Source organism: Lachnoanaerobaculum sp. MSX33 (genome assembly GCF_000512995.1).
Taxonomy (GTDB): Bacteria; Bacillota; Clostridia; order Lachnospirales; family Lachnospiraceae; genus Lachnoanaerobaculum.
This window is the reverse complement of record NZ_AZXX01000031.1, coordinates 1-7,175: the sequence shown is the minus strand read 5'-3', so window position 1 is coordinate 7,175 and position 7,175 is coordinate 1. Positions and strand designations below refer to the sequence as shown.

Genomic DNA, 7,175 nt, shown 5'->3' with positions numbered 1-7,175 from the left:
CTGATCCGCTCCACTCTCCCCGGAAAGAAGCTGTTGCTTCATTGTTCCCGCGTGGAGTGCCTGGGCCGCTGCCGCTGTCTGCTGGGCGGCTACCAGGGCCTCAGTCAGCTTTGCAATCTGCCGGTCTTTTACTTCAAGCTGCCCTTGCAGCGTGTCGATAGTTGCCTGTAAAACGCAAACTAAATCGCCAACTTCGTGGTTTTCGGTTTGCGTTTTAGTTTGCGATTGGTTTTCGATTTCGGTTTGCGATTTTTCAGAAAAAGCCTGTTTTATCAAGGCTTCCTGGTGTTCATCAATCGCAAACTGGTTTCCGTTTTTTCGTAAACCTGATCGCAAACCCAGGTTTGCGATTTGCTTATTTACTGCTGTCTTTGATACCCCTATCTCGTCCGCTATCTGCCGGATTGTTTTCATACCTTCACGAACAGGCCCACAGGACACACGCCCTCAAACCCAGGCGTAGATATGTACCAGCAGCCGGGGCCTGTTGGCTCCCAGGCTACTTCAAGGGTAATCTCGTGCCAGCCATCAGGAAACAAGGCGGTAAAACCCTGCCCTGCGTGTATGCCGTCCCCTTCCAGGAGCAGCCGAGGGTGCGGATCATCGTCTGCCAGATCGGGGAGCTGCAACTGCGCGATCCTCTCTTTATCCCAGCTCATAGACCTTTCCTCCTTCCCCTAAAATAAATCGCTATGCGATCCCGTCCGGGTGAGATATAAAATCAGCTCGTCCCCGTCCACTTCGTAGATCAGCAACCAATCCGGCGTAATGTGGCACTCACGACACCCCGCATAGTCCCCGGAAAGTTGGTGATCCCTGTTTTTCTCCGGCAACGGCTCCCCCGCAGCCAGTTTTTTAATAATATCGGTCAGCAAAGGAATATCAAAGCCGCGCTTTTTCACGCGCTTCAAATCCTTCTGAAACTTTGTGGTTGGTCTTATGTTATACATCGGCAAGCAGCTCCTCCATCATCTGATCGACATTGGAATAGGTCTTGCCAAGGCTCGGATCGGCCTTCATTCTCTTTACTTCCTTGATTGCTTCGACGGTTTCAGCGTTCGGTACATCACCGCTGATTTCAAAGGGTATTCTATACTCCCTCACAGCCTTACGCGCAAAAACATTGAACGCCGTTGTCATCGTCATTCCCATATCAGCACAGAACGCCTCAAACTGCCGCTTCAAGTCTGCGTCCATACGAATGTTAATATTTGTATTTGCCATAGGTAGCAACTCCTTTCACTCTTATTATATCCATTGTATAACTTTTTATTTACAATGTCAATATATATTCCTGGCCGTTTACCCAAGCACTGGCCCTTAAACTTCTACCCTGGTATGTTCGCATTTAGAGGGCAAAAAAGCCTTGATTTATGCGGCTTTCTGGGCGCAGTAGAGAGGGGGCCGGTATTTTACCCTCGGAGGGCTGAAAACGGCTTCTAAAGCGTAACAGGGGCCTTTCTGGGCCTTATTCCTGGCCCCCATCGTGTAGCGCGTCCAGGAGCCAATCGCTCAACTCCTGGGAAGGGGACACCCGCACCGTTATATGCCCATTTTCAAAGCGCACCGCTGGCGGCGGGCAATCCCACCACTTACGGACGGTTTTCGGATCAAGGCCAGTTTCCCGGTGACAGTCGGCCTTGCGTCCCTCCGGGTGCTGCTGCCGCCATTCATAAACCCGCGCCTGGGCCGTTCCGCTGCCTTTTGGCCGCCCATTCCCTTCTCTCCAATTCGTACCATTGGCCTTATCGTTAATCTCCTGGATTGCTCTCGCGCCCTGCAAATGTACTGGCTGTTTGCGCCAGTTCCGCTTATTGACAGGCATAGTCAGGCCGGAGAGCTTCGCTATATCGTCCCTGGGGAATGTCACATAGTCCTCGTTGAACATCTCAAGGGCGCACACCACATCATCTTTTGTAAAGCGGTTTATATCCTCCACGCTCATATCATCGTAGGGCCGAAGCAACGCGAAAGCGTCCCGGCGCAGCTCGTCCTCGTCTATCCCGCATTTCTTCGCATAAATCGCCAGCGTCATAATGCCATAGAAACGATGGCCCACCCGGATTTCATCGGCGATCCGGTGCAGCCACCAGTCGTAAAGGTCACGCTTGACCGTCCAGCGGCCCCGCCGCTCCTTCTTGATGATCCGCCGCTCATACCAATCCGGGTACTTCTCTTTCGCCTCGGCCAGCGACAGTCGGCTCTTTCTCATAAGCCCCTCAAGCCGCTGCTGTTCCCCGTTGCTGTCCGGGATATAATCAAACAGCCGCGCCAGCTCCACCGGCCCGCCGAGCCGGAACGCCCTCACAGGGTACTCACGCCCCAGCTTCGAGCCAGAGCCGACCACCCGAAAGCCCTGCAAAATCCCCTGCATTTGCGGCTCCTTGATGGTGGAGGTAAACTTATTCCAAATCTGCCGGGTGAGGGAATATTTCAGCTCTTTCAAGCATTTCTGGTTGTACGGGTACATAGGCACCGGCTCTTTCAGCACATAATACAGGTGAAGCCCTGTCCCGCTGTTTACAACAAAGGTTGCCTGGGGCAGAATATCCTTGTTCATCTGGTGCAGCGTGTCCCGGAGATGGGGCATACCCACCCCATCCAAGTCAAAGACCAGGGCATAGAGATACCGGGCATTTTTGCCGCACCGCCGCCGTCCAAAATAGGAGATCGGGGACATAATCGTGAAATCGGTGTCTTGCAGCTCCCGCAGCTCGTCCAGCTCGTCAGTGACGGTACATCGTTTCGCTTTACCGTCCCCCTCGATCTGCAGGGCAATCCCGGTTGCCTTGTCAACCCCACTTTTGGCCACTGTCACCGCGATCCCGTTTCCCTTCCTGTCCTCAAAATGGCCCTTCCTCTCGAAAGATCCTTCCGGGAAGATCTCACGATAAAACTCATACGGCTCCACCGGCTCTAAAAACTTCTCTAAATGCTCGTTCTTTTCCCTGTAAAGTTCCCGCAGCCGTTCCAGTGCTACTTGCTGATCCGCCATTCCTTACACCTCTTTTCGTACATTCTGCAAACCCATAGGGGGAAAAGGGGGAGCCAAAGAGCGGCCCCTTCGGGGCCTTAAAGAGAAAGTCACCTCCCCCTTTTCCCCCTCGCTCTGGGGCATGGAAATGATGGAAAACCTTTCAGGTTTACCACATTCCCACACCCCGCCGCTCACCCCCATAACCCCCTCCGACTTTCTCCCTGTCCGAGAGAAAATATTTTTATTATTTATCCTGGCCTAAAGACCATAGGGGGGGCATATATTATCAATACATTTTATTCCCTATTTTACGACACACTAACTCCCTGCTATCCCCTATACCCACAGGGGGGCATATATTATCAATACATTTTATTCCCTATTTTTACTGTTATTATAGCCTGTCCGGGCGGCTCTTGCAAGGCCCCCGGACAGGCTTCTTTTACAACTCCATACCGCCCCAGGTGTGGCCCCGTTCCTGCTCTCTTTCCGGCTGCTGCACCTCTGGCACAGGTAGCAGCTCCCGCGCCTTTTCGACCAGGGGCCGGAACTGCTCCGGCAAGTGCTGATCCAGAAAGTCCAGCACCGCCCCGATCCCTTCCTGGAGCCGCGCCGAAATCCCACGCTCCCAGCTCAAATCTTTTTCCAGGTATTCGACCTGCACTTTGAGCTGCCGGTTTTCATTTTCAAGCCGCTTCCGCTCCTGGGCCTCCTTCAGCTTTTCTTTCATCGAGGGGATTTTCTGCTGAAGCTGTTGGTTTTCTACCTTCAGCTCCCGCACCTTCTGCTCTGCCGCCGCACCCCGGATCACCGCCGCCTTCAGCTCCTTCACCTGCTCCACCGTCACACCCTTGACGGCCCCTGTCAGCGTCTTTTCTGGTTGTATCGCGTCCAGATCGGGCTTGACCTTCTCCACCGCTTTCAGCAGCTTCACATTCCCTTGCAGGGCCTTTCTCTGCTTTTCCAAGGCCGCGATCTCCTGCTCTGCCGCTATCACCTGTTCCTGGACAGCTTCAAGCCGCTGGGCCGCTGCCCTGTACTCTGGCAGCTCCATATGAGGGCGGCCACCGCCCAGGCTGATGATCTCAAACTCGTGCGCCTGGGCGATTTCCGTTAGGGCTTCTTTCTCCCGTTCCATCCAGGCTTTCCATTCCGTCTGCTTCCGGCCAAGCCCCTCAAATCCTTGCTGCTTTAACGCTTGTTTCATTGATACCCTCGTTGAGAGGCCCCGGCTCTGCTCCGTTGCCACCGGCACGAAGTCCACATGGAGGTGGGGCGTGGCCTCGTCCATGTGCAGCACCATATTGAACACCCGCAGATGAGGATTGCGCTCCTGGAAGGACTCTGCAAATTCTTTGAGAGCTGCCGCCGCCCGTTCCCCTCCAGGGGAGCCGCACCCGCAGTCCGTCAAGTTGCCGATCTGAAAGATAGCCTCGTGAAATAGCTTCTCCTGCTTGCTCTGCCGGATATGCTCATAGTAGTCTGGTATCTTGTCCCTGGTCTTTTTCTTTTTGGCATTGTAGGCGGCCAGGGCTTCATCGAAAAGTTCGTGGTACACCTTTTTCAAATCCTCGTTGCAAAAGGTGACATTCTGCCCCGACCTGCTTCGGTCTACATTCGCCGCTGAAAAGCTCCTGTTGTTGTGCCGGATACTTCCCCGGCCCGTCATTCCCGAAATGGTTGTGCCTATAAAATCACCCGTCCCTTTCCTGCAAAAGCCTATATCCTACTACTCCTATTTTACCATAACTGGCCGCAGTCCACAACCTCTTTGTTACTTTCTTGTGAGAAAGTAACAAAAGCACTTTCACACCGCCGCCCCTTCGGGGCTGGCAGTATGAAAGTGCTTTTGCGCCCTGCCGGGGGCTAAAAGAGGCAGCCTCACAACTGTCTCCAAGAACTTCTGTTGTCACTCTACTTCTTCTGGTGCAAGAGGATAGCCACACAATTCATCTTCCTGTGCAGAAACCTCTGCGTCCTCTGTTTTTACAAGACCGCTTTCTTCAAGCAAATCTGGCGGCACAGCACTTATAGCTAACTGTTGTTCTTCCGGCAAACTATTATAAAGTAAACTTACATTCAGGATAATTTGAACAACCATAAAACGATTTTTTTAATACAATATTGTTGCCACACTTAGGACATTTTCCTACAAGGGGTCCCGAGCGCTTAGTGGGAATTTGTACCCCTTATCGATACAAATTCCCCGTAGGCGCTAGGGACCTCTTTAGCTTCTTGGAAGCTGTCAGTAGTATATCTAATAATTTATCTCCATTCCCTTTAGTAACGTGTAACTTTCCAAATTTAAAAAAGCGACTCATAGAATTATTTCCTCCCGTTAAATAATAGATAACTATTAAAAATAGACAATACTTGCTCATAAGTAATGGTACTTAAATTGTTTACTTTGGCGTGTTTCATTGCTTGATGAAGCTGATTTTTAGTAAACAGTTGACGATATTCTCGATTGACCCATTTTGAAACAAAGTACGTATATAGCTTCCAATATTTATCTGGAACATCTGTGGTATGGCGGGTAAGTTTTATTAAGACACTGTTTACTTTTGGTTTAGGATAAAAGCATTCCGCTGGCAGCTTAAGCAATTGCTGAATCGAGACTTGAGTGTGCAAGAGCAACCCTAGTGTTCGGTGAATATCCAAGGTACGCTTGTAGAATCCTTCTTCAACAATCAGATAGATGTCAGACGCACGGCTTTCAAAAACCACTTTTTTAATAATTTGTGTGCTTAAATGGTAAGGAATATTCCCAACAATTTTATACCTCTGTTTGTTAGGGAATTGAAACTGTAGAATATCTTGGTGAATTAAAGTGACACGAGTATTCAGTTTTAATTTTTCTGACGATAAGTTGAATAGATGACTGTCTAATTCAATAGACGTTACCTGTTTACTTATTTTAGCCAGTTTCGTCGTTAAATGCCCTTTACCTGTTCCAATTTCGTAAACGGTATCGGTTTCTTTTAAATTCAATTGTTTTATTATTTGGTTGAGTACTTTTTCACTCGTTAAAAAGTTTTGAGAATATTTTATATTTTTGTTCATGTAATCTCTCCTGAAGTGATTACATCTATAAACAAATACAGAAGTTAAACGATTTGTTTGTAATTTTAGTTATCTGTTTAAAAAGTCATAAGATTAGTCACTGGTAGGAATTAATCTAACGTATTTATTTATCTGCGTAATCACTGTTTTTAGTCTGTTTCAAAACAGTAGATGTTTTATCTACATTACGCATTTGGAATACCAACATGACGAATCCCTCCTTCTTAATTACAAATTTTTAGCATCTAATTTAACTTCAATTCCTATTATACAAAATTTTAAGATACCAATCGAGCCATTCAAGCGTTTCTTCCGAAAGACCATCCGCATCTACCATCCGATCACCAAATCGGACTTGATTTCCAGTTCCTTCTCTTTGCTCAAAAACAATCCATTTTTCGTTCATAAAAATCTCTATGGTATTGTCGGCTCCGTATTGATATTCAAAGCCCGTCCCGAAATTGGATTGGTTATCTTTTGTCGGTATCTCAGAACCGTCAACCGTCGAAGTAATTTCCCCATCCATTACTCCACAACGGGCACTTACGGTACTCTCTTTCCCCGTATCGTAGTAGAGTTTACCATCCACCATCACCATAGGAATTTTGTCCCATTCAAGTGGCAGCTCGGAGGAATGCTTCGTTACTAATTCATCAAATACAGATAGTTCTATGTTGTCCTTAGATGTTTTCCAAAAATATCCGTCTTTCTCAATAGTTCCATCATTCATTATTACAACAGTGTCTATCTGTTTCCCTTCTGTATCATACCACCTTACTGAATAACTCCACCCTGTACTGTCGTTACTTTTCTCACCTTTTTCAAATTCTAATGACAGTATATCAGCAATTTGCGAAATTACTTCTTCTTCGGTGACCTCTACCGTTTCTCCCGTATTTCCTGATTGTATTTCTATTTTTCCAACTTCTCTATCTTCGAGAGTAATGATACTATCACTGTTGTTACACCCACTTAATACAAAAGACGCCACTAATACCAAACATAAAATAAGAGCAATTTTCTTCATTGTATCACACCGCCTTTCCTACTTGTAGTGACGAAAAAAATGTCCTTTTGTTTCCTATCTACCACCAAAAATTTTTGAAAACCAGCTTTTTTTCTGTTCCGGCTCCTG

At 48.0% G+C, this 7,175-nt stretch carries 11 protein-coding genes; all 11 read right to left on the bottom strand.

Going from position 1 to position 7,175, the window contains the following annotated elements; translation table 11 throughout:
• Nucleotides 1-414 (bottom strand): hypothetical protein (locus HMPREF1495_RS03555; protein WP_034212100.1); only part of this gene is annotated, 414 nt, incomplete at its 3' end.
• Complete coding sequence (locus HMPREF1495_RS03550) at nucleotides 411-659, bottom strand: hypothetical protein (protein WP_005948233.1); 249 nt, start codon at nucleotides 657-659, stop codon at nucleotides 411-413. The genes HMPREF1495_RS03550 and HMPREF1495_RS03555, both read right to left, overlap by 4 nt.
• 18 nt (nucleotides 660-677) lie before the next feature.
• Nucleotides 678-950, bottom strand: a complete 273-nt coding sequence (locus HMPREF1495_RS03545) for a type II toxin-antitoxin system YafQ family toxin (protein ID WP_005948235.1) — start codon at nucleotides 948-950, stop codon at nucleotides 678-680.
• On the bottom strand, nucleotides 943-1,224 hold the full coding sequence (locus HMPREF1495_RS03540; protein WP_005948237.1) for a type II toxin-antitoxin system RelB/DinJ family antitoxin: 282 nt from the start codon (nucleotides 1,222-1,224) through the stop codon (nucleotides 943-945). Before HMPREF1495_RS03540 ends, HMPREF1495_RS03545 begins: the two co-directional genes overlap by 8 nt.
• Nucleotides 1,225-1,468: 244 nt before the next feature.
• The gene (locus HMPREF1495_RS03535; RefSeq protein ID WP_034212099.1) at nucleotides 1,469-2,995 is read right to left on the bottom strand and encodes a hypothetical protein; all 1,527 of its coding nucleotides are present in this window, start codon (nucleotides 2,993-2,995) and stop codon (nucleotides 1,469-1,471) included.
• 424 nt (nucleotides 2,996-3,419) lie between these two features.
• Nucleotides 3,420-4,646, bottom strand: coding sequence for a plasmid recombination protein (locus HMPREF1495_RS03525; protein ID WP_007596194.1), 1,227 nt, complete (start codon nucleotides 4,644-4,646; stop codon nucleotides 3,420-3,422).
• A 240-nt stretch (nucleotides 4,647-4,886) separates the two neighbouring features.
• A complete protein-coding gene (locus tag HMPREF1495_RS14205) occupies nucleotides 4,887-5,078 on the bottom strand; it encodes a hypothetical protein (protein ID WP_005948221.1) in 192 nt (63 codons plus the stop codon).
• The gene (locus HMPREF1495_RS14235; RefSeq protein ID WP_181989423.1) at nucleotides 5,038-5,157 is read right to left on the bottom strand and encodes a topoisomerase DNA-binding C4 zinc finger domain-containing protein; all 120 of its coding nucleotides are present in this window, start codon (nucleotides 5,155-5,157) and stop codon (nucleotides 5,038-5,040) included. The genes HMPREF1495_RS14205 and HMPREF1495_RS14235 overlap by 41 nt, the downstream gene beginning before the upstream one ends.
• Nucleotides 5,158-5,302: 145 nt before the next feature.
• The gene (erm(B), locus tag HMPREF1495_RS03510) at nucleotides 5,303-6,040 is read right to left on the bottom strand and encodes a 23S rRNA (adenine(2058)-N(6))-methyltransferase Erm(B) (RefSeq protein WP_034212094.1); all 738 of its coding nucleotides are present in this window, start codon (nucleotides 6,038-6,040) and stop codon (nucleotides 5,303-5,305) included.
• 124 nt (nucleotides 6,041-6,164) lie between these two features.
• Nucleotides 6,165-6,248: a 23S rRNA methyltransferase attenuation leader peptide gene (locus HMPREF1495_RS03505; RefSeq protein ID WP_001814874.1), complete on the bottom strand. Its 84-nt coding sequence runs from the start codon at nucleotides 6,246-6,248 to the stop codon at nucleotides 6,165-6,167.
• 48 nt (nucleotides 6,249-6,296) lie between these two features.
• Nucleotides 6,297-7,067, bottom strand: a complete 771-nt coding sequence (locus HMPREF1495_RS03500; RefSeq protein WP_005948226.1) for a hypothetical protein — start codon at nucleotides 7,065-7,067, stop codon at nucleotides 6,297-6,299.
• Nucleotides 7,068-7,175: the final 108 nt, after the last annotated feature.

Bases quoted from the DNA above. Each gene is read 5' to 3' on its own strand.
- HMPREF1495_RS03550 (WP_005948233.1), bottom strand. From the start codon at position 659: ATGAGCTGGGATAAAGAGAGGATCGCGCAGTTGCAGCTCCCCGATCTG.
- HMPREF1495_RS03545 (WP_005948235.1), bottom strand. From the start codon at position 950: ATGTATAACATAAGACCAACCACAAAGTTTCAGAAGGATTTGAAGCGC.
- HMPREF1495_RS03540 (WP_005948237.1), bottom strand. From the start codon at position 1,224: ATGGCAAATACAAATATTAACATTCGTATGGACGCAGACTTGAAGCGG.
- HMPREF1495_RS03535 (WP_034212099.1), bottom strand. From the start codon at position 2,995: ATGGCGGATCAGCAAGTAGCACTGGAACGGCTGCGGGAACTTTACAGG.
- HMPREF1495_RS03525 (WP_007596194.1), bottom strand. From the start codon at position 4,646: ATGACGGGCCGGGGAAGTATCCGGCACAACAACAGGAGCTTTTCAGCG.
- HMPREF1495_RS14205 (WP_005948221.1), bottom strand. From the start codon at position 5,078: ATGGTTGTTCAAATTATCCTGAATGTAAGTTTACTTTATAATAGTTTG.
- HMPREF1495_RS03505 (WP_001814874.1), bottom strand. From the start codon at position 6,248: ATGTTGGTATTCCAAATGCGTAATGTAGATAAAACATCTACTGTTTTG.
- HMPREF1495_RS03500 (WP_005948226.1), bottom strand. From the start codon at position 7,067: ATGAAGAAAATTGCTCTTATTTTATGTTTGGTATTAGTGGCGTCTTTT.